The organism is Anaerobacillus sp. 63XJN7_5_ISO-PGPR-S23-430 (assembly GCF_056173695.1).
The window spans coordinates 1,366,271-1,385,045 of record NZ_CM149686.1 but is presented as its reverse complement, the minus strand read 5'-3'; the positions used below and the strand labels follow the sequence as shown (position 1 = coordinate 1,385,045).

At 39.6% G+C, this 18,775-nt stretch carries 22 protein-coding genes and 1 other RNA gene; 6 read left to right on the top strand and 17 right to left on the bottom strand.

What is annotated here, in order from left to right; genetic code table 11:
* Nucleotide 1 precedes the first annotated feature (1 nt).
* Nucleotides 2-235 carry a hypothetical protein gene (locus AC0VYJ_RS07570; protein ID WP_475367055.1) on the top strand — a complete coding sequence of 78 codons (234 nt, stop codon included), beginning with the start codon at nt 2-4 and terminating at the stop codon, nt 233-235.
* An 89-nt stretch (nt 236-324) separates the two neighbouring features.
* Here the strand turns inward: AC0VYJ_RS07570 and AC0VYJ_RS07565 are convergent, their stop codons facing one another.
* Nucleotides 325-522 (bottom strand): hypothetical protein, encoded by a 198-nt coding sequence (locus tag AC0VYJ_RS07565; protein ID WP_206759480.1) that lies wholly within the window; start codon nt 520-522, stop codon nt 325-327.
* Between the two features lie 149 nt (nt 523-671).
* Here AC0VYJ_RS07565 and AC0VYJ_RS07560 point away from each other — a divergent pair, with 149 nt between their 5' ends.
* Together AC0VYJ_RS07560 and splB are read left to right on the top strand one after the other, a co-directional pair.
* Nucleotides 672-932, top strand: coding sequence for a transcriptional regulator SplA domain-containing protein (locus tag AC0VYJ_RS07560; RefSeq protein ID WP_404682603.1), 261 nt, complete (start codon nt 672-674; stop codon nt 930-932).
* Nucleotides 933-943: 11 nt separating this feature from the next.
* Complete coding sequence (splB, locus tag AC0VYJ_RS07555; protein ID WP_475367054.1) at nt 944-1,972, top strand: spore photoproduct lyase; 1,029 nt, start codon at nt 944-946, stop codon at nt 1,970-1,972.
* A 149-nt stretch (nt 1,973-2,121) separates the two neighbouring features.
* On the opposite strand, the gene ssrS is transcribed toward splB, so the two are convergent.
* The 5 genes from ssrS to AC0VYJ_RS07530 form a co-directional block, all read right to left on the bottom strand.
* Nucleotides 2,122-2,305, bottom strand: a non-coding RNA gene (ssrS, locus tag AC0VYJ_RS07550) — 6S RNA.
* Nucleotides 2,306-2,419: 114 nt separating this feature from the next.
* A complete protein-coding gene (locus tag AC0VYJ_RS07545) occupies nt 2,420-3,334 on the bottom strand; it encodes an AEC family transporter (protein WP_475367053.1) in 915 nt (304 codons plus the stop codon).
* Between the two features lie 129 nt (nt 3,335-3,463).
* Entirely contained in the window at nt 3,464-3,763 is a 300-nt protein-coding gene (locus tag AC0VYJ_RS07540; RefSeq protein WP_475367052.1) for a hypothetical protein, read from the bottom strand.
* A 131-nt stretch (nt 3,764-3,894) separates the two neighbouring features.
* On the bottom strand, nt 3,895-4,218 hold the full coding sequence (locus tag AC0VYJ_RS07535) for a DUF3889 domain-containing protein (RefSeq protein WP_475367051.1): 324 nt from the start codon (nt 4,216-4,218) through the stop codon (nt 3,895-3,897).
* Nucleotides 4,219-4,302: 84 nt separating this feature from the next.
* Entirely contained in the window at nt 4,303-4,767 is a 465-nt protein-coding gene (locus AC0VYJ_RS07530) for a CBO0543 family protein (RefSeq protein ID WP_475367050.1), read from the bottom strand.
* Nucleotides 4,768-4,990: 223 nt separating this feature from the next.
* Between AC0VYJ_RS07530 and AC0VYJ_RS07525 the strand changes: the two genes are divergently transcribed.
* Complete coding sequence (locus tag AC0VYJ_RS07525) at nt 4,991-6,376, top strand: DUF2254 domain-containing protein (protein WP_283152468.1); 1,386 nt, start codon at nt 4,991-4,993, stop codon at nt 6,374-6,376.
* A gap of 56 nt (nt 6,377-6,432) precedes the next feature.
* Here AC0VYJ_RS07525 and asnB read toward each other — a convergent pair whose 3' ends face one another.
* The 4 genes from asnB to AC0VYJ_RS07505 all read right to left on the bottom strand — a co-directional run bounded on the left by asnB (nt 6,433) and on the right by AC0VYJ_RS07505 (nt 10,773).
* Nucleotides 6,433-8,340 carry an asparagine synthase (glutamine-hydrolyzing) gene (gene asnB, locus AC0VYJ_RS07520; RefSeq protein WP_475367474.1) on the bottom strand — a complete coding sequence of 636 codons (1,908 nt, stop codon included), beginning with the start codon at nt 8,338-8,340 and terminating at the stop codon, nt 6,433-6,435.
* A gap of 428 nt (nt 8,341-8,768) precedes the next feature.
* Entirely contained in the window at nt 8,769-9,329 is a 561-nt protein-coding gene (locus tag AC0VYJ_RS07515; protein WP_475367049.1) for a class I SAM-dependent methyltransferase, read from the bottom strand.
* Between the two features lie 190 nt (nt 9,330-9,519).
* Entirely contained in the window at nt 9,520-10,125 is a 606-nt protein-coding gene (locus tag AC0VYJ_RS07510) for a peroxiredoxin (protein WP_475367048.1), read from the bottom strand.
* A gap of 165 nt (nt 10,126-10,290) precedes the next feature.
* Nucleotides 10,291-10,773 (bottom strand): DinB family protein, encoded by a 483-nt coding sequence (locus AC0VYJ_RS07505; RefSeq protein ID WP_475367047.1) that lies wholly within the window; start codon nt 10,771-10,773, stop codon nt 10,291-10,293.
* A gap of 381 nt (nt 10,774-11,154) precedes the next feature.
* Between AC0VYJ_RS07505 and AC0VYJ_RS07500 the strand changes: the two genes are divergently transcribed.
* Nucleotides 11,155-11,331 carry a hypothetical protein gene (locus tag AC0VYJ_RS07500; protein ID WP_194220982.1) on the top strand — a complete coding sequence of 59 codons (177 nt, stop codon included), beginning with the start codon at nt 11,155-11,157 and terminating at the stop codon, nt 11,329-11,331.
* 517 nt (nt 11,332-11,848) lie between these two features.
* On the opposite strand, the gene AC0VYJ_RS07495 is transcribed toward AC0VYJ_RS07500, so the two are convergent.
* The 4 genes from AC0VYJ_RS07495 to AC0VYJ_RS07480 form a co-directional block, all read right to left on the bottom strand.
* Complete coding sequence (locus AC0VYJ_RS07495; RefSeq protein WP_475367046.1) at nt 11,849-12,079, bottom strand: hypothetical protein; 231 nt, start codon at nt 12,077-12,079, stop codon at nt 11,849-11,851.
* A gap of 78 nt (nt 12,080-12,157) precedes the next feature.
* Nucleotides 12,158-13,282, bottom strand: a complete 1,125-nt coding sequence (locus AC0VYJ_RS07490; protein ID WP_475367045.1) for a histidine kinase N-terminal domain-containing protein — start codon at nt 13,280-13,282, stop codon at nt 12,158-12,160.
* A gap of 310 nt (nt 13,283-13,592) precedes the next feature.
* The gene (locus AC0VYJ_RS07485) at nt 13,593-14,150 is read right to left on the bottom strand and encodes a maltose acetyltransferase domain-containing protein (RefSeq protein ID WP_475367044.1); all 558 of its coding nucleotides are present in this window, start codon (nt 14,148-14,150) and stop codon (nt 13,593-13,595) included.
* A 32-nt stretch (nt 14,151-14,182) separates the two neighbouring features.
* Nucleotides 14,183-15,088: an alpha/beta fold hydrolase gene (locus AC0VYJ_RS07480; protein ID WP_475367043.1), complete on the bottom strand. Its 906-nt coding sequence runs from the start codon at nt 15,086-15,088 to the stop codon at nt 14,183-14,185.
* Between the two features lie 263 nt (nt 15,089-15,351).
* Here AC0VYJ_RS07480 and AC0VYJ_RS07475 point away from each other — a divergent pair, with 263 nt between their 5' ends.
* Nucleotides 15,352-16,095, top strand: a complete 744-nt coding sequence (locus AC0VYJ_RS07475; protein WP_475367042.1) for a MerR family transcriptional regulator — start codon at nt 15,352-15,354, stop codon at nt 16,093-16,095.
* 49 nt (nt 16,096-16,144) lie between these two features.
* Here the strand turns inward: AC0VYJ_RS07475 and AC0VYJ_RS07470 are convergent, their stop codons facing one another.
* The 3 genes from AC0VYJ_RS07470 to AC0VYJ_RS07460 all read right to left on the bottom strand — a co-directional run bounded on the left by AC0VYJ_RS07470 (nt 16,145) and on the right by AC0VYJ_RS07460 (nt 18,612).
* Nucleotides 16,145-16,309, bottom strand: a complete 165-nt coding sequence (locus AC0VYJ_RS07470; RefSeq protein WP_430241371.1) for a glycine zipper domain-containing protein — start codon at nt 16,307-16,309, stop codon at nt 16,145-16,147.
* Between the two features lie 195 nt (nt 16,310-16,504).
* Nucleotides 16,505-17,947, bottom strand: coding sequence for a DHA2 family efflux MFS transporter permease subunit (locus tag AC0VYJ_RS07465; protein ID WP_475367041.1), 1,443 nt, complete (start codon nt 17,945-17,947; stop codon nt 16,505-16,507).
* 44 nt (nt 17,948-17,991) lie between these two features.
* Nucleotides 17,992-18,612, bottom strand: coding sequence for a TetR/AcrR family transcriptional regulator (locus AC0VYJ_RS07460; RefSeq protein ID WP_194220975.1), 621 nt, complete (start codon nt 18,610-18,612; stop codon nt 17,992-17,994).
* Nucleotides 18,613-18,775 lie beyond the last annotated feature (163 nt).

Genomic DNA, 18,775 nt, shown 5'->3' with positions numbered 1-18,775 from the left:
GATGTGGTTTATTATCGCTGTCGGTGTAGCCTCGATTCTAGTTACCGTTATGGAAGCAGCCAAATTACGAAAGAAAAAGCAATTGAAAGACCTTTGGGTATATAGCATCCTTCTATGTATCAGTTTTACTTTCTTAGTTCTAAATAAACTTCACATCCATATCCCAACCCCGCTTACGATCGTGAATTTCATACTCGAACCATTGAGTAACGTATTGTATGGATGGTTGCAATAGGTAGGCGGTGCCTGTCACCACCCGTTAATTGTCATATTGTGTCGTATATAAGCAAAGACGCCGTTGAATTCGGCGTCTTTGCAATAGCTCTAATGTCCTTCTCTCTTCCATACATAATACGCTTCTGGATTCTCTAATTTCCTCACCCATATGCTTTTCTTCGGAGCGATACGATCAGAAACTTTGTACCATACCCCACCTCTCATTTTTCGATATAGCTTCAAACGAGCAAATACTCTGTCACTAAAACTTAGTGAAGGCAATAGTTTCATGAAATAACTCATCATGCCTTCACGCACCTCCCTTACTTTTAAGTCAACAGAACATCGTATGCGCTCGTTTTAGACTTCATGACTAAAATAGGCGTTATTTACCAGAAAGGAAATGTCACTCTTGTGGAACAATGAGGAAGAAGAACTTGAAGGAGTGATAAAGAATGGACTTGCACGATTCCACTTACGAGTCAGGACAAGACTACCAAGCAGGTGATGTTGTCTATGTGATGTACCGCAATCCTCATACGTACAGCGTGGCTAACATTCAGGAAGCAGCCGTTGTGAACGATCCTGATGAACCTGGTAAGCTTGCCTTATTTTTGTATGAAACATACTACCCGCTTGATTCTGATATGGCGATCTATCATTCAGAAGCAGAAGCTGAACAGGCCTATGCCACATACTTTGGATCCATAGAATAGGAGGGCTTCCATTGGTCAAACCCTTTGTACCACAGCTCGTCTACATGGAACCACGAGCGTTAGAATATCCACTTGGACGGGAACTACACGAGAAGTTCTCTAAAATGGATATTGAGATTAGGGAAACAACATCACACAATCAAGTACGAAACCTTCCTGGGGATAATCACTTCCAGCAATATCGAGTCGCTAAATCTACTCTCGTCGTTGGGGTAAGGAAAACGTTGAAATTTGATACGTCTAAACCTTCCGCGGAATATGCGATCCCTTTTGCAACTGGTTGTATGGGGCACTGTCATTATTGCTATCTCCAAACAACGATGGGCAGCAAACCCTACATACGCACGTATGTAAATACAGATGATATTTTTGATGCTGCAGAAAAGTACATGCAAGAACGAGCACCTGAACCTACCCGATTTGAAGCATCCTGTACATCGGACATCGTTGGCATTGACCACTTAACGCATACATTGAAACGTGCGATTGAATACTTTGGAAAATCTGATCATGGACGTCTTCGATTTGTGACGAAATTTGCACATGTGGATCATCTACTAGATGCGAATCATCAGGGAAGAACAAGGTTCCGCTTCAGTATGAATGCGGATTACGTTATTAAATTTCTAGAACCCGGAACTTCCAGACTTGATGAGCGCATCGAAGCAGCCGCTAAAGTCGCTGAAGCAGGCTACCCACTGGGCTTCATCATCGCGCCTATCTATTTGTACGATGATTGGAAGCAGGGCTATCTGACTCTATTTGAGAAGTTAGAAGCCAAACTTCCTAAGAGCGCAACGAAAGACTTAACATTTGAACTCATCCAGCATCGATTCACAAAACCAGCTAAGCGCGTTATTCAAAAAAATTACCCAATGTCTAAGCTTGAAATGGAAGAAGAAGATCGCCTTTATAAATGGGGGAAATATGGTATTGGAAAGTACGTTTATCAGAAGGATCAGCAGCAGGACATGAAAGACACATTCGGAAGCTATATAGATAAGTTCTTTCCAAATGCAAAGCTAGAGTATTTCACGTAAGGTCTTAGGCGGTGACAGGCACCGCCCGTTTTAACTCGAACGATGTCGAAACACCAATACTCAAAAAAGGCATGGAAGCGAAGTCGCTTCCATGCCTTTTATATGTACAGCACCATTTAATTTAAAAAGAAAAAATAAGCAAATTTAAACCCAACCCCGCTTCGTCGTCACTATAAGTGTCTCAAAGCCCGCGTAAAAGCAGGTGGGTACCCGCACAGCTACCTTTAACGTCCCGCTCAGAAGGCCGGCTTGTTATTAGCAACTGGATTTAGAGTTCCCGGAAAACTAGCATCGGTTTGAGACAACCGTTGTTAACGTGCGTTGCAGGAAATGGGTATTGCTTATGACTATACTCTACACCTTCGTTTACTAAAAATCAATGGTTGCGATTTCCAGTTCCGTACACTTTCTCCCTTTCAATATTAGGACAAAAGAGTACCAGTCCATCTAAAACAACCAGAGACTTAATGAAATAACAGCCGTAACTGTGATCATGCTGAGAACGGTTGAGGCAAGTACAATCTGTGCAGAGAGTTCCGGCTCATTTTCATACTCCTGAGCAATAATAGCACTGTTCACAGCTGTCGGCATGGCTGATGAAATCAATAACGCTTGAGCTGTAACCCCGTCAATACCTAGTACAAAAATAATCCCCAGTGCAATGGCAGGTCCAATCAACAGACGTAGCATTAAGCTTACATAAACAACAGATAAATTTTTAGCGAACCGAAGCTGGGCCACTTGAGCTCCTAAAGTTAACAAAGCGATCGCCACCATCGAATCACCAATGTACCCTGCTGGAATTAATACAAATTCAGGCAGTTCCACATGGAGTAAATTAAATCCGACTCCAAGAACCATCGCATATAATACAGGCATTTTAAAATACCCAAGAAGCGCATTTAATTTATTTCCTTCTACCGTCTTTAAAGAAAAGATTCCCCATGAGAACGTAAGAATGTTTTGAAACGTTAAGATGATAACTTGAATCGACATAGCAAACGGATCATGCTTAAAAACAAGATCATTTACCGGTACGCCATAGTTTCCTGAATTATAGAATAAGATGCTGTTTGTAAACGATGCGCGTACACTTCTACTATAGCCGAATAAACGGCTAATTAAATAAGAAACAACATATAAAATCACAATTAACAAACTAAAAAAAGTAAGCACCGATAAAAACAACGATAGCGAAAAAGCTGTTTCATACAGTTTCAAGAAAATAAAGCCTGGCACAATGAAATAAATATTTACTTTCGCAAGTGTGTACAAATCAAATTGAAAAATACGATGCAGTAAAACACCGATGCCAATGAGAATGAACACGGGTACAATAATTTCAATAAATACACCAATCACAAAGAGTCCCTCAATTCAGTACTGCATTTTATCTACGTATACAGTTTACATGAAAGAGAGCATTTCTTCAGGACCGATGCTTATTCAAAAGAGTTCCTAGATGATTCCACACGATAGAAGCTCCGGTTGTTAAGAAACCTTTTCCTTAAGAACTTCTCGAAGAATCATGTTAACGGCCTTACGTCGCTTCCATAAGAAACCTATTAGTGCACGATCATCTAAATACTTTTCCTGATCATCACAATAAGAGGCTCCTTTGCAATGCACGGAAAATGAAGCACCTTGATATTTCATGACCGTACACTGTCCTTCTCTTTCTGTATCGTCAAAAACGAGGTAATGTTTTTGACCTATTTGGTCAAATTCAGCAATTTGCTCAAAATTCTTCAACAACGTCTCAACATCTGTTTTACGCTTAATAATGTTCATGGTCTTCCTCTCCTCTTCTCAATAAATAACCCTCTCTGTATTCATATATCATTCGATTTAACTCGCTAAATTCCTTTTTTCCTAAAAACACAACAAAAAGCCAGCCGGTATGGCTGACTTTTTCATAAGGATTATTGAAATTCTTCAATCTCATCATATTTCACATCGATTAACTGGTCCTTCTTAGGGTTAACAAGGACATACACTCTGATCTCCCTTGATTGTCCATTTTGCTTTAACGTAAATTCAAAATCGTATTGCTCACGTACATCGGATATAAAAACCTTCCCATCATATCTGTAGTCTGTAATTTGTTGATCGGGATACCTTTGACTCGTCTCTTGAATCGCTGTTTTCCCCCACTTCGCATAAGAAGGTGGTTCAGCTCCAACTTGTGCGATCGGAACAAAGAGTATGAAAGTTATTCCTAAGACGGCAATCAGTTTATTTAACAAAGTAACTACCTCCATTCAGTTTACTCTGAAGATAGTATTCATTCCTTTCCTTCTAATCATGCACATACCAGTTAAATCCCTTCGCTAATTTTTAACGGGTGGCAGGAACTTGACAATCATACGGATGAGCACTAACACAAAGATTGTACTGATAAATGTATACATCCAAGTCCAGCTTATATAGTGTATAAGGTTGGTGTATCTTTCTAAAAAGTATTCCACAATGGTAATAATAGAAGAATAAACAGCAGCCTTCATGATAAAACCGATCCATCCAGATCGATAAGTACTCTGATAATAGTAAACGCCTAATACAGGAAATAAGATATATTCATATGTAAAACTGGAATCGAAATGCGTATTAAACAAGTTCACTGGATAGGAAAGCAAATTCTCTTCAACCACAATGACACCAATAATCGATGACAAATAGCCAGTTAACAAAAAGAAGAGAAGCCATTCCTTTATTGGCGGCTTTCTAAGACTGTAAGCAAACAAAAGAACACCAATACCAATTAAAATCCACAGTATTGATACTTCTGATATCATGATTCATCACCTTCAATTTAATCCTCTATTCTATTACTATCTCCTCTATCCCATCTTCATATTCACAGTTGAACGAGGGACAAGGTTTATCCCTTGGAACATCATACCCATCCTTTGAACCAGATATAAAAAAAAGAAAGGAATTCCTGCTCACACGGTTTAACGCCGCACTCTTAGGGGAATCCTAAAGTGTTAGTGATGAAATTGAAGGGAGCCCCTTGCCATGATAAAAAAATTATTACCATGGCAGCTACGAAAATATTTCGAAATGTCTAAACGCATTCGAAAGCATGAACTTCAGGCCACGCTTTGGTATATGCCTGGCTTATACATTTTAGGAGCCTTTGTATTTGTAGCTGTCACACTTTATTTTGATTTAGTTTTTGAACTATCTAGATATGCGCCTGAGATGTTTCGCACAACAGCTCAGCCAACACGATTGCTAATTAGTGCCCTCATAGGCGGTATTTTAACTCTTAGCGCCTTTACACTCAACTCGTTACTCGTTGTTCTCACAACGTTCAGCGGGCAATTCTCACCTAGAATGCTTCTTAACTTCGTTGCTGACCGAACGACACAGCACTTCATTGGAATATTCCACGGTAGCTTTGTTTATGTTCTCGTCATTTTCTTATTTATTACGAGCAAAGAAGACGAATATTTTGTAGCCATACCCGGCATGACCGTACTACTCGCATTTATAACCGTTGTGACGTTTATTTTCTTTATTAACCACGCTACGAGTTGGATGCAAGTACACAATATAGCTACAAACATGAAGGAAGAATCCATTTCCATTGTAAGAGAAACGCTTCGAAACGATCTCGAACAATTCCGTGCTGAAGAACCAGGAGATTTAATGGAAAAAGAACGGGAGACCGAAACGCTTATTACAGCTCCTAAATCTGGCTATATTCAGCTCATTGATTTCAAAACGATGATTGACGAAGCTCGGAAGGACCAAGTTATTATTAAACTCCATAACAAAGTAGGAGATTATGTTCTAGAAGGTAACCGCTTCTTCTCATATTGGGGTGCCGGGGCTGAACGGGTTAACCCAGAAAAATATTGCAGCTTTATTGAATTAGGTTATAAAGAAACAGAAATTCAGGACCTAAAGATGGGGATGACCAAGCTATCAGAAATTGGAGTGAAATCACTCGGTAACGATGACCCCCAAACTTCAATCACCATTATTCATCAAATGGCTGACCTCCTTCTTGAAGTGGAACGAGACATTACCTTCACGCCGTACCTTGCCGATCATGAAAAACAAGTAAGAGTTGTAATGGATGCTGAAGACTTCAGTTATTACCTTTATCGAGGATTTGGGTACTTAAGACACTACGCCGGTGATAACTATCCAATCATTACGGAAATCATTTCAGCACTTAGCATGGTTTCACAATCCATTAGTAAGGACAAACTGGATGTTGTATGGAACTTCGCCAAAAATTCAATGGATCACATTCCAAAAGAATTCATCTATGATCTTGATCGAGATTATCTCCTGCAGCGTCTCTATGATCTCGCTGTATTTACAGGGCATCAGGAGGATTACAAGCCCATTGAGAAACGTTTAATCCAAATTGAACAACGGCACTCGTAAGGATACAAACCAAAAATCATATAAAAAAGGTGACCTCATGAGGTCACCTTTTTTATTTAGCGATATGTTGCTACTTTGCTTACAATTTCATCTTCCTGCTGAAGCTCTTCAAAGGAATACACGCCTTCAACAAATATTTGGTGCCAGAGCATAAAGATTAGCACGGTCCAAATTTTCCTTGCGTAATCACCTTTTCCAGCTTTATGCGCTTCAAGAAGTCTCATCACAAGTGATTTATCAATCAAATAATCTGTTTCACTCACATGAATAAGCTGCTTCGCCCATTCGTACAATTCTTGCCTTAGCCAATGACGTATCGGCACAGGAAAACCAAGTTTTTTTCGGTCAAGAACATGGTCTGGCACAACACCTCGTGCCGCCTTACGAAGAATTGATTTTGTTGTGCCATCTGCAATTTTTTCACAAACTGGAATTTCACGTGCTACTCGGAACACTTCTTTATCAAGAAACGGCACACGAAGTTCTAACGCATTTGCCATTGTCATCTTATCCGCTTTTAAAAGAATGTCTCCTCGTAACCACGTTTGAATATCAACATATTGCATTTGATTCACTAGATTATCTTTCTTCACATTCTGATAGAACGGTTTTGTGATCTTTTGATAATGCTCGTTTTGATAATAAGTCGTTAAAAGCTCTTTCTTTTCACTTTCTTCGAACATCTTCGCATTACCAATATATCTCTCTGAGAGCGGTGTGGATCCACGCTCAAGAAAGCTCTTTCCTCGCATTCCTTCAGGAAAAACTTGAGCAACGCGATTTACCATTTTTTTCATCATTACCGGCATAGGCTTGAAAAGACGGAGCGCATCGGGCTCGCGGTATATGTTGTATCCACCAAAGAGTTCGTCTGCCCCTTCACCTGAGAGGACAACCGTTACATGCTTCCGTGCTTCTCTTGCAACAAAATAAAGCGGAACACAAGCTGGATCAGCAAGTGGATCATCCATATGCCACATGATTTTTGGTAACTTTTGAACATACTCTTTTGCAGAAATCATGTAAGAATAATTTGGAACGTCCAGCTTATCAGCTGTTTCTTTGGCAACATCAACTTCTGAATATCCGTCTCGTTCAAAGCCAACAGAAAATGTTTTAATTTGAGGATTAAATTTCTTGGCCATCGAAACGATAATGGAAGAATCTATCCCCCCAGACAAAAACGAGCCAACTGGGACATCACTTCGCATGTGAAAATTAACGGAATCATAAAGAACATTCTGAATGTCCTTCACCCAATTTCGTTCTGTCGTGATCGGTTTAAATGTCGCATGGAAATAGCGTCTCATCACCATGGGCTCATGATGCTTTTTAACAAAATAATGACCAGGCTCAAGCTTCTTTATTCCTTCCGTCATCGTTAGCGGTTCTGGTACATATTGAAAACTTAAATAATGTTGAAGAGCAGAAGGATTCACGGCTTCGAATTCTTCTATCATTGTAATACTTTTTTTCTCAGAAGCAAAAATCAGCTCCTCATCATTCTGCATATAGTAAAGGGGTTTAATTCCAAAAGGATCGCGTGCGCCCACTAATTTCTTTTCTAGCTTGTCCCAAATAAGAATCGAAAACATTCCTCTTAAGTCAGCGAACGCCTTCTCCCCTTTATGTACAAATAACGTAAGAACCACTTCTGTATCCGATTCCGTGTCAAACGTGTAACCTTCTCTCTTCAACTGTTCACGAAGTTCTACATAATTATAAACTTCCCCATTGAAAACCATCCAATATCGCTTATTTTCGTAATGATAAGGCTGATGCCCACTTTCAAGGTCAATAATACTAAGCCTTCTAAAACCAAGAGAAATCGATTCATCTGTATAATAACCTTCGTCATCTGGTCCTCTGTGTGTAATAATTTGATTCCTTTTCACAAAATCCGAATGATCGTAACGGTCCGATTTTCCTGGTTCTGTACGTAACACTCCAACAAAACCACACATAGTTGTAGCCACACTTTCGTTTGAATTAACACTTCCATTGTAACATGGTTGTAATCTAACCGTAACCTTATCGTTATAAAAATTCGTTAGATCAACTGTTTTTATGACAGTATATGTCAATTTATTCAAAAAGAATCAATCTATTAAACGATTTCAACTTGTTAAATGTTTCATCTGATTTATAAATGCGGTAGCTTTCTTTATTCGAGAGGCAGTAGGAGAAGTAGGTTGTTATCAATTAGTGGAAAGAAGTCATTCGTCTTATCTAGGAAATTAATTGGAAGTGATCCCTTCTATTAAATCACACTCCTCTTCCAATTCGAACGTTAACCCAAAAAGAAGTCAACTTTCGACAAAATTAGAGGAATTGAATAAAATCTATAGAAAAAAACCTCTCTCATTATGTAGCTCAGAGAGAGGTTTACTTATCATTCTATTGTTGCAAAAACGAGATGAAATATACCCAATAAATGGCTTTCCACTGCTGTCACACGAAGACTAGAATTTTCTACAAGTTGGACTATATTCCGATCAAGGTGACATCCGATTTTTTCTGATACTATTGGATCAAACTTCCTTTGAAGATGTGAAACTATGCGATTCGAACTTATTCCGTGTTCAAACAGTAATAATTGTCCACCTGGTTTACACCACTTCGCCATTTGCTCCAATACAACGTTGGGATGAGGATAGGAGCACATAGATAAGGTAGAGACGACCGTATCAAAGGTATTTTCTTTGAAATCAACCATTTCTACATCTTCCTCGACGATCGTACAGGGATACTGCGTTTCTTTTGCAGCCTCTCTTGCATAGCGAACCATCTCTTCACTAAAATCAACTGCTGTTAGTGAATGAATGTTAGGGTATAGTGGGAAATTCGTTCCTGTTCCCACCGATAATTCCAAAACATCACCACTCGCTTTAGCTAAAAGTTTCTTTCGAAATTTTGTATCTATGGTTGTTTTCTTTCTTCTTTTCTCATACATCTTTGCGTGCTTGTCGAATATCTTTGATTGTTTGGTTGGATTAATAATGAATCATCCTGCCTTCCTTGATCAAAAGTCCCATAGTTATGACCATTCCTACCCTTAAAAGGAACTCTATTTATGATGATACCAAGAATTCAATAGTTAGATGGGAAAACCGCGAAAAAATAAACTACGGTAAACCGTAGCTCTATACTCTTCCTATATAAGTTGCGTTCCGATTGATCCCTTGCTGACCAGGTACCCAATTGGCTTGAACGCTTTTTCCTGTCTTCTCATTATATTGAAGTGCCTGAATTAGTCTTAGAATCTCATATGCATTTCTACCTACCTCAACAGGATAAACCATTTTTGAGACGATCACACCTTTTGGGTTAATAATAATCGTTCCTCGATAGGTAGCACCCGCATTTTCATTTAATACACGGTAATCTCGACTGATTTTATGATTTCGATCACTCACAAGCAAATAATTCACTTTCGATGCAGCCGGGGATACTTCGGTGAAAACCTTATGTGCGTAAACGCTATCTGTACTAATTCCTAAGACTACCGTATTCATAGCCTGAAGCTCAGGATAAATAGCAGCGACCGCTGCTAATTCTGTCGGTCAGACAAACGTAAAGTCGCTAGAATAGAAAAAAAGAATGACCCATTTCTCCCGGTAATCCTCTAAGCTGATTCTCTTTATTTCTTTTTGAATCGGATCAAAGGCCTCAGCACGAAATAATGGCGCCTTGTCTGTTGTTTGTGCGCAGTTTAGTCGTTGATAAAATTGCTGCTCTTCATGCTCCACGTCCCCACCTCTTTTCACAGGCAGTATATGTACAAGAGGCTGTCCATTTGTCTGTTTCTTTTATTCCTCTAATCCCTAACGATCATAACCGTTCACTTAAAGCGTTTTATATCATAGAAAAAGAGACTTTCTTTTTACTAAAGAAAGTCTCTTTCATTTAAAGGTTTACCCTTTCATTGCTGCCCATTCTTCACGAGATGGTCCGACCATTCCAGGTACAGTAAGACCAGCCTGGCGCATAAGCACTGTCATTTGTCCTCGATGATGCGTCTGATGTTGGAGCAAGAGAAGAAGAATCGTTCCGTAAGTTGTCCCACTGCCAAAGAATGTGGTTGTTTCTGTTAGCTTCTCATCATTCCACTGCTCCTGAAGAGTGCTCACGAACTCTTCAGCAGTTTCTTTATACAAAGCTGAGATTTCTTCTGCCTTAAAGGATTCACGTTCCTTCATCGGTTGAAGATCGAGCCCAGCACTCGACATCATATAAGTAATCGCTTGTGACAAGTGAACACCTAGCTTTTCAAGTGTAAAATGATCTGGCGCTACTTGCTGTGAAAGAGATTCATCTGTTAGATGATCCATTAGTTTAACTGTTTGAGCCGTCTCACGTTCCCATGTTCGTACAAAATCTTCAAGTGATCGAAACATCAAATAACCTCCTGAATATGTATTCATTCTTTACTTCATTCATTTTACACCTCATTCTTGAGCAAATAAAGTGAGAAACGTTCAGAAAACAAAAATACCCCTCACAAAGAGGGGGGAGAGAATAGGCTATACATCACTCTATGCTAATACATCTCTTCATATGCTAAAACACAAAATCTTCTTTCCTCTTAGCTATGTTAGCTGTAACGGAGGATTTCGCGAAACTTGGCGATTAAGCTCGATATTTCTTGTATTTATCGAGGCTTATCAACCCAAAAGTGGTTTTTCAACAAAAATACAATTGATTTTTTCAGATCGTTAGGCATCCTATATGAATTATGTTATTATATAAATCAGTTTAAATGGAAAAGAGGGATTTACATGGAGGAAGAACAGGAAATCATTCTCCCTGAAATCGGAAGTCTAGTCGAAATCGATAACCGAAAAGCTAAAGTCGTTAGCTTACTAAACAATACGATTGTAGCCGAATGGGAAGAATACTCAGAAGACGAATCAAAACGAATCGTCGTAAGACACGAAGAATATAAAATGCTTTAATAAAAGAAAAGCTCCAGCGCCCGGTTAGGTCCGACAAGCGCTGGAGCCTTTTAATTTGAACACGCCCTTTGTGTTCAGAGTAAAAGGCGAAGCGACTCGAGGACCTGGGCGCTGGAGCTAGATCAGAAAAGCGCAAGCGCCCGGTAGGTCCGACAAGCGCTGGAGCCTTTTAATTTGAACACGCCCTTTGTGTTCAGAGTAAAAGGCGAAGCGACTCGAGGACCTGGGCGCTGGAGCTAGATCAGAAAAGCGCAAGCGCCCGGTAGGTCCGACAAGCGCTGGAAACTAATGAAACAACACCGAAAGGACAGGGGCAGTTCAATCTCCCCTGTCCTTTCTTATATTATCTTCTAATCCACCATTCACTTAATAAAACAAACAGCAAGACCACAACGCCCGCAAACCAGGGGAACCAATCAGGAACGTATTCCCATCCAAACAATTCTATGCCCCCTATCATTAATAAAGGGAATAAAAAAGAGACTTCACTAAGCCTCTATTTAATCCCAATCCATTTTCATTTTAATGTATCAGTTTCCTCAGCAGACACTTTATCCAACAGCTCTGCATAAGCCATTTTAAACTTCTCGTATGTTTCAGGCCCATTTGCCTGTTCATTATTTTGAAAAAGCTGCTCAAACGCATAACCTTTCGCTTCTTCCAATGAACATTCTCTCGCACTCATCACGAGCTCCATATAAGATTTAAAATAGGCTTTACTCAGCGTTCCCGCGTTTTTAGTAATCATTCTTCTCACTCCTTACATCAAGATGTTGCTTGCCCACATTATAGTAGGCTTCTTGATCAGAAAGCAATTTTTAAGGGGTTACTTTATCGCATCCTTTTTCTCAACAAACGGTAAGCGAATCGCGAATGTCGTTTCTTCTTCACTAGAATGACAGTTTATTTCCCCGTGGTGATTCTGAATGATCTTTTGACACACATACAATCCGATGCCCGTGCCAAGTTCTTTTGTCGTATAAAAGGGTTCAAAAATGCGATCCAGGGTTTTGTCTGAAATTTTTGGTCCATTATTTGTGATGCGAATGGTTAACATTCCTTCTGCTTGTTCTCCCGTGATCCGTATTAGGCGAGGAGAACCTTCAGCTTTAAGAGCATCTAACGAGTTCATAAGAATATTCAAGAATACTTGTCGTAGTTTATCTTGCTGTCCATATACAGAAAGATTCGCTGGAAATTCATTAACAATTCGCACATCAATATCAATAATACTCGGATAAATGAAGGCAATAATCGAGTCAAACAGACCCTTAACCTCCAGCCACTCTTCCTGTCCGCTATCAATCTCCTTTTTGGAGACATGCAAAAATTGAGCAATGCGAAAGTTTAGCTGTTGCAGCTCATGATCGATCACTTCAACATATTTCATATCGGGATACTCTCTTTGTAGAAGCTTCACAAATCCTATAATGGCTGTAAGGGGATTCCTGAACTCATGAACGAAACTAGAAGACATCTGGCCCAGGATGGAAAGCTTCTCCTGATGGGTTTCATCTATAAAAGAAATCTTTTCCTGCAATTCATTTTCCTTCAGCTTTGTATATTCGGTTACGGCATGATAAGAAAACAGATCAAATAAATCATTTATGGAGTCAAGAGTGTTCTGAAGATCATTCACATTCACTTTAGAATACGTTATATGCTTCATGAGAACGCTTCTTCCAGCATTCACGTTATAAATAAAATCTCCTATGTTTACATTCGCTTCCGCTCGCTCAACCGCTACTTTGTGCGCAAGTGTCACAATCTTCTCATGAGCAATTGGCTCTTTTATATTTTGTTGAACAAGACGATACATGAGAATACCATTGGCTTCCACTTTATCTCGGTGTATGTCTGTCTTAGAAATCCGTATTTTTTCTTTCCATTTGATAAGATAGCTTTCAAGATTATGATCGAGATAGTCTAGTAGTTGCTCTCGAACAGCCATACTTCCTTCACCCCTTCCTGCCTTAGTCGGTGATTCATGGTTATATTTTCAAGTATAACAGTAAATAGAGGGTATTTTATAGATGCATTGTAGAGAGATAATCTATTATTGGTGGATAAAGATCGTCAATCAATGAAAGAAAATCTCTCTTCTTCTTTCCTATAAAAGTAATTCGAATGATATAAGCCAAAAGTGAATATCTCTACAACTGTCGTAAAACAAGTCGTTAAAAGGTATTCAATGCATGTAGTATTGGTGATTGTCTTACAACTCTCACATGCAAAATAAAGCGCTTTACTGATACTCTTACCTATTCGATTTCTTTGATTACCCTCGCTGGATTCCCACCAACCACGACATTCTCCGGCACATCTTTCACAACTACAGCACCTGAAGCAATAACAGCATTGTTTCCGATTGTAACGCCCGGATTAATGATGGCGCCTCCACCAATCCATACGTTGTCTCCAATGAAAACCGGCTTTCCATATTCTTGACCCGAATTGCGTTCCGTCGGATCAAGCGGATGTGTTGCTGCATATATATGGACACCTGGTGCTAGCATGCAATTGTCACCAAAGCGTATTTCACAAATATCGAGAAACACGCAGTCGAAATTCGCAAAAAAGTTCTCTCCTACGTGAATGTTGTAACCATAATCACACTTAAAAGTCGGTTCAATATAGAGATTTTCTTTCGTAGAACCAAAGAACCCCTTCAATAACCGCGTTCTATCTTCTATATCTGTCTCTATTGTTTGATTGAATAACCTAGTTATTTTGCGTGCATGAAGACGATCTTTCTGCAATTGCTCATCCTCTGGTCGATAATATTCTCCCCTGATCATTTTTTCTTTTTCTGACCTCATAACTCGCTCCTATCTCCTCTAAGAATGGTTATTCACGATAAAACCGTTGTGTTCACAGTCCAATTTTTTAAATAAAATAACATATCCGCCCATAAATCTTCATTCTCTGTGAGAAAATGACCTCCGTTCGGAATGAGGGTCATCTCTATTAAAGGTCCTCGTTTCGCTAGTTTACGAACTTCATTTACAGGTGATAACGTATCTTTCTCTCCGTGCCAAAATCTTAACGGCCCTTTAATCTCGCTAATCTCAAATCCCCAATCTTTCGATAAGAGATTCGTTTCATAGATGACTCCTTCTACACCCTGTCTATAAGCTTCCTTCGCGTGATATAGTCCTGTTTCCACAAGAGCCTCTTCTCTCAAAAAGGCACGGTCCCACTCAGAAAGATGACGATGATTCCCAGCTAACATAGCATTTCGATACTTATGTGGATGACTTTCAAGCATTTTCTTTTGAGCTAAATTCGCTTTCTTAATGAGCCAAGGAAAATACTTTGATAAAAAAAAGGCAATCCGATTTTCTTTCGCCATTTCCTTTGGGGCTCTACCTTTTTTAAATGGCGTAGCTGAAGAAACAAGAGCTGTATTTTGGATTCGTTCAGGCAATGCATAAGCGCATGCCGCAGCGAATGGACCTCCTCCAGAAACACCCAAGACAGAGAAATGCCTTAAACCAATATGCGTAGCGAGCTCCTCTACATCCACAGCCCAATCAAGGATCGTTCTATTTTTTTGAAAAGTGGAGAGCCCATAACCCGGTCGATCTGTTGAAATTAAGTAAATCCCCATCGCTTTGGCCAGTTCATCATCTTCTAAAAACCAGATGCGTGACCCTGGTGTTCCATGAAAAAGCATAATCGGTATACCAGTAGGATCGCCATACTTCCAATAGCCAAGTTTTCTTCCATCACTTAAAACCATCGACTTCTCCTGCATAAGCCCCTCCTTGTGGTTGTCCTATCGCAAAATGGATGAGAAGGTGAACAGCACTAACAATTATTTTCTTTCCCTACAGTAAAGCTTGCTATCTCCCCTAAATAATAACATTTTTAGTTAGGAATTTGATGAAATTAAAAAGAACGCTCAGAATAGAAGGAAAACACTGAAATTGAAAAGATCATAAATGAATTCTTCTTACCTCTTGACCCTTACGTTGCGTTATCCACTAAAGTTAAATTTGAAAGGGGGACATTTAGCAGATGAAACGAGTAAAAGAAGTAGCGGAATTAACTGGAGTCAGCGTTCGAACCCTTCATTACTACGATGAAATCGGACTTTTAACACCAGCTACTACAGAAGCTGGTTACCGTCTTTATTCGAAGGACGATCTTGAGAAGCTTCAGCAAATTCTCTTTTTTAGAGCACTTGATTTCTCGCTGAAGAAAATTAAAACCATTCTAGAGGAACCTGATTTTGATCGAATGGAAGCGCTCAACTATCAAAAAGAAATTCTGCATGAAAAAAAACAACGTCTGGATAAGATGATCACCATGATTGATAAAACGATCCAAAATGTGAAAGGAGAAAGATCAATGACAGATCAAGAGAGATTTGCTGGATTCGATTTTAGCCAGAACCCATATGAACAAGAGGCACGCGAGCGTTATGGAGATGAAGCCATCAATCGTTCTAAACAAAAGATCAACAGCTTATCAAAGGACGAAAAAAATGCGCTCGGTCACTCATTTGATTCCATTTATAAAAGACTGGCTGATCTTAGAAAGGGTTCACCGGAAGCAGATGAAGCGCAGAAAGCGATTCACGATTGGTATGAATTTCTCAATGGAAATTTCGGATACCGTTATACGCTTGAAGCGTTTGAAGGACTTGGTCAAATGTATGTAGACGATGAGCGCTTCACGAAAAATATTGATCAATATGGAGAAGGTCTCGCGCTTTTTATGCGAGATGCCATGAAAGTGTATGCTGATCAACACAAGTAGAAATCACCAAACAGGTGAGCTCAACCTCTTAAGAAGTTGAGCTCTTTTCTTAATCATTCTTTTTTCCTTTAGTAGAACCAAACCCAACCCCAAGGGCGATTCCAACACCAAGTCCAAGTGGAATATTATCCAAGGCGACACCTACTCCTGCTCCAATTGCTATTCCAAGACCAACGCCTAAACCCATCCTGCTTTCACTTTTTGGTTTACTCACAAATATCTCTCCTTATCAAGGGATTGTCTTACTCTTTACGAATGAGCGGGAAAAAGGTTACATCTTTCGGAACAGCCAGACGGTTTCTCTCACAAAAGAAACTCTTCCTATTTATATTAGGAAGAGTTTCTTCTAGAGGGCCATTCTCATTTCTTAGAATAATGTTTGCATAATTTAATTCGCTAGCTATTTGCTTTAATTTTCAGTAGCCACTTTGCTTTTCTGAACAGAATCTTCATTAGTAGCTTTCGGTTTTCGAATAAACAAAGCTAAAACAAGTCCAATAATAGCTGAAATACCTGCTACGATAAAGGAAACGTTAACGCCATGTACAAGACCCTCAACTCCACGTGATGGCTGAGCTGCCTGAGACATCACAGTTACGAGTAGCGCGGTTCCAACTGCCCCTGAAACTTGACGCATTGTATTGTTCATTGCTGTGCCGTGTGGAATGAGGTGAGCAGGAAGCTGATTTAATCCTGCCGTTGTAACTGGCATCATCACCATCGCTACCCCAAACATTCTGATCGCATTCACAATAGCTAAATAAGCGAACGTCGTTTCTGCTGTTAAATTTGTGAACATAAATGTCGTCACCGTTACGATAATCAAACCAATGATCGCAAGCCACTTTGCTCCAAATTTATCGAATATCCTACCAGTAATCGGGTTCATAAAGCCCATAATCAGAGCCCCTGGCAATAGCATTAATCCTGATTCAAATGCGGTGAATCCAAGCATATTCTGCATAAGAAGCGGCAGAACAGTCGCAGCGCCGATCATGGCAATAAAGACAACCATCCCAAGCACAGTTGTTAATGTGAATAGCTTATATTGAAACACTCTAAATTGAAGCACAGGCTGCTTGAGTTTTAACTGACGTAAGATGAACCAGCACAATGTCACACTACCGATGAGCATGGCGATAAGCACCTGTTCACTTCCCCAACCATTTGTCCCAGCACTACTGAATCCATACAATAATCCACCGAAACCTAACGATGAAAGAACGATCGATAGAATATCTAGCTTCGGATTCGTTTGCTCTGTTACGTTTTTCAAAATCAAATACGCAATAAAGAAGTCAATAATCACGATCGGCAGGATCACATAAAACAAACTTCTCCACGGGTATTGCTCCACAAGCCATCCTGATAAAGTCGGCCCAATCGCTGGTGCAAAGGAAATCACAAGCCCAAACATCCCCATCGCTGTACCCCTTTTTTCAACAGGGAAAATTAAAAAGAGGATCGTTTGCATAAGCGGAATGATAATCCCGGCTCCAGATGCCTGGATGATACGCCCTACCATCAAGAGCGGAAAGTTCGGGGCAACGGCGCAAATAGCTGTACCAACCGCAAATAGCCCCATCGCGGTTAAGAATAGTGTTCTTGTTGTGAATTTACCTATTAGAAAAGCTGTAATTGGAATCATCACGCCATTAACTAGCATGAAAATAGAGGTTAACCACTGGGCTGTACTTGCCTCCAAGTCTAGATCGACCATGATATGTGGCAATGCCGTCGCAAGCAGCGTTTGATTTAGAATCGCTGCAAATGCCCCTGACAATAGCACGATTAAGAGCGGTACTTTATTAAAAGAACCGATTCCTTCTGATGATTGTTTAGTTTCGTTCATGTTCTCCCTTCTTTCTCAATGATTCTCTATTTTCCCGATGTCCTTCAGGAAGGTGTTCGAAGTAGACCGGATTGAAGAAGTCTAAGCTCAGTCTGGTATTTTGCCATCGCATCTGGAATGGATAAGTTATTAGAGATACTGTGAATCAAATTATGAAACGTAACGGCTGTTAAAATCTGCATAATATGAAACACCTCTTTCCTACTTGAAACATTTAAGTTCTCATGATCAACGAGGTCATAAATGTCATCATAGCGATGGTTTGTTACATCCTCGGTTAAATACTGCGAGAACGTATTCTCAATCTTATAGTTCATATTAAGCAGTACATTTCGAATAAAGTCCCTCTGACCAGTATCCTCTGAATGCTCCAATGTAGATCTAAAGATCTCACTAATTGCTTTGAAGAGATCTCCTTCAAACTTCTTTAGATTGGCAATTAAATGTTCATGACGTTCTCTTGCATGTTCATTTAATAAATAAAAGAAAGCATCTTCTTTATCCTCAAAATATTGATAAAAGCTCCCTCTTGGTATACCTGCGGTTTTCAAGATATTTGAAATCGATGCATCATAGAGCGATACTCTAGAAAACTCTTTTTTTGCTGCATCAATTAGTATTTGCTTTTTCTCTTCTTTCAAATTAAAAAAGGTTGCTTTTGGCACATTGAATCACCTACCACTAAAATTATGACACCGTGTCATATCGCCAAACCTACTATATGTGACACAGTGTCACATGTCAAGAAAAGTGAACTCCATAAATAAGCAGCACACTCTATTAAATGATAATGTTTGCTTTCAAAAAAAGAGTGGAAACTATTTTTTA